The sequence below is a fragment of the Bradyrhizobium pachyrhizi genome, from assembly GCF_001189245.1.
Classification (GTDB): domain Bacteria; phylum Pseudomonadota; class Alphaproteobacteria; order Rhizobiales; family Xanthobacteraceae; genus Bradyrhizobium; species Bradyrhizobium pachyrhizi.
Window position 1 is genome coordinate 54,723 of record NZ_LFIQ01000081.1, and the last position, 1,839, is coordinate 56,561.

General features: G+C 66.7%; 2 protein-coding genes. Both read right to left on the bottom strand.

The features are described 5' to 3' along the window. Positions 1 to 29: 29 nt before the first annotated feature. Positions 30 to 1,169: an acyl-CoA dehydrogenase family protein gene (locus AKL29_RS17985; protein ID WP_050385051.1), complete on the bottom strand. Its 1,140-nt coding sequence runs from the start codon at positions 1,167 to 1,169 to the stop codon at positions 30 to 32. A gap of 150 nt (positions 1,170 to 1,319) precedes the next feature. After that, positions 1,320 to 1,839: acyl-CoA dehydrogenase family protein (locus AKL29_RS45000; RefSeq protein WP_283809406.1), on the bottom strand; the 520-nt coding region annotated here is incomplete at its 5' end.

The window sequence follows — 1,839 nt, forward strand, 5'->3', positions numbered from 1 at the left end:
TCGGACCATCCCGGAATGACGCACTGAGATCAATACCCCTTGCCGCTCGCCAGCTGGTCGGTGTGGAAGTTGCTGTCGCCGAACAGCTCCTGGCAGACGCGCGCGCGCTTCATGAAGAAGCCGATGTCGAACTGGTCGGTCATGCCCATGCCGCCATGCATCTGCACACCCTCCTGCACGGCCAGCGTCGCAGTGGTGCCGGCGCGGGCTTTTGCCACCGCGACCGCGGTTGCGGCCTTGTCGATGTCCGTATCGATCGCCTGCAGCGCCTTCAACACAGCGGCGCGGGTGATCTCGATATCGATGTAGAGCTGGGCGGCACGGTGCTGCAGCGCCTGGAATTCGCCGATCGCCTTGCCGAACTGCTTGCGCTCCCTCAGATAGGCCACGGTGCGGCCGAACACCTCGTCGGAGAGGCCGACCATTTCGGACGCCACCGCGCCGCGGCCGATATTGAGCACGCCCTCGAGCAGCCCGAAGCCCTGATCGACCTCGCCGAGCACGCTGTCGGCGTTGACCTCGACATTGTCGAACACGATGCGCGCCGCGTTGTGCGAATCGACCATCGCGGTCCGCTCGACCGCGAGCCCCTTCGCCTTCGGATCGACCAGGAACAGCGTCAGCCCGTTCTTGTCGCCGGCGCTGCCGGCCGTGCGCGCGGCGACGATCAGGAGGTCAGCGGTGTGGCCGTCGACCACGAAGGCCTTGTCGCCCGACAGCTTGAAGCCGTTGCCGGAGCGCGTGGCCTGCAACTTCGTCTGCAGCGGGCGATGCTTGGCGCCCTCATCGATCGCGAGCGCCGCCAGCAGCGAGCCGTCGGCGATTTTCGGCAGATGCTGCGCCTTCTGCGCCTCGCTGCCGCCGCGCGACAGCGCCGAGGCGGCGAGCACCGAGGTCGCGAGGAACGGCGACGGCATCAAGGTGCGGCCGATTTCCTCCATGACGATGCCGGCCTCGACGCAGCCGAGCCCGCTGCCGCCGAACTGGTCCGGCACCAGCAGGCCGGAGAAACCCATCTCCGCAAAGGTCTTCCAGAGATCGCGCGAGAAGCCGGTGGCATCCTTGGCATCGCGCAGGCCGCGCAGATGCGCCACCGGCGCCTTGTCGCTGATGAGACCGCGCGCACTGTCGCGCAGCATGGATTGTTCTTCGGTGAGGACGAGGGCCATTGGATGGATTCCGTTACATTATCTCATCGAGTTAACTGTTGACCCTCATGGTGAGGAGGCGCGCCAGCGCCGTCTCGAACCATGGGGCCGATGTCGTGGCCTCATCCTTCGAGACGCGCGTTCCGCGCTCCTCAGGATGAGGGATTACAATCACGCGCCCGGCAAATCGAGGATACGCTTGGCGACGATGCCGAGCATCACCTCCGAGGTACCGCCCTCGATCGAATTGGCCTTGGTGCGCAGCCAGGCGCGCGGGCGGGCGCCGCCTTTGGAGCGGTCGCTCTCCCATTCCAGCGCGTCGATGCCGCCGGCCGACATCAGGATCTCGTAGCGGCGCTTGTTGAGCTCGGTGCCGTAATATTTCATCGCCGAGGAGAACGCCGGATGCGATTGCCCGGCCTTGGCGAGATCGACCGCGCGCTCGGCGGCGGCAGCGAGCGCGGCCTCGTCGACCTCGAAGCTCGCGATCTGGCTGCGCAGCTGCGCGTCATCGAGCTTGCCTTGCGCGTCCGCGCCGACCGAGTCGGCGGCGATCTGGCCGAGCGGACGGCCGACGCCGCGCTCGCCCATGCCGGAGATCATCGCGCGCTCGTGTTGCAGCAGATATTTCGCGACATCCCAGCCGCGATTGACGGTGCCGACGACATGCGACTTTGGTACGCGGACATTG